General features: G+C 33.9%; 1 protein-coding gene. It reads right to left on the bottom strand.

The window, feature by feature from the left end; translation table 11 throughout:
* Window positions 1-289: 289 nt before the first annotated feature.
* A partial coding sequence (locus PCIT_RS00005; protein WP_021032246.1) for a hypothetical protein occupies window positions 290-505 on the bottom strand: 216 nt, incomplete at its 5' end.

The raw sequence follows: 505 nt of genomic DNA, 5'->3' as shown, positions 1-505 counted from the left end.
CATAAAGTACCCATTAAAATGACATAACACAACAAAAAACGCACAATTTGTTCAAAAAAACCTCTTTAATTAAGAAATCAAAGCCTTTAGCTGCTGGCAAAGACACCATTCAAAGCTGTGGTATTTAATGCAACCTGATCCTAAAAGAAAGGAAGTCTACGTTAATGTTAAGATTAGTTCGAGACTCGTCACTGCTTTTGAAGTCTCATCATCAATATCGCGGGTTATTTATCATATAAAGCAGTAACGTTGAGACACTACTTTATGATTAGTAGATAAAATTAATCTCTTATTGCAGCAAGGTCACACAAGGTTGACCTTGGTCAGGTGAACTAAAACAATCTCGTTGTGATTCTTGAGGTGGACAACGGTATGACGCATAGCTACTACCACCAGCAATGTTTGGTGTCATGTCTTGTGCTAAAGCTGAGTGATCATTCGTTAATGTTTTTAATTGTGTTTTTTTTAATTTTATTTTCATTTTTGTTATTCCTTTATTATTTAA

Origin of the sequence: Pseudoalteromonas citrea (genome assembly GCF_000238375.3) — a bacterium.
GTDB lineage: Bacteria > Pseudomonadota > Gammaproteobacteria > Enterobacterales > Alteromonadaceae > Pseudoalteromonas > Pseudoalteromonas citrea.
Note: the sequence above shows the minus strand (reverse complement) of the source record. Positions and strands in the feature narration are given on the sequence as shown.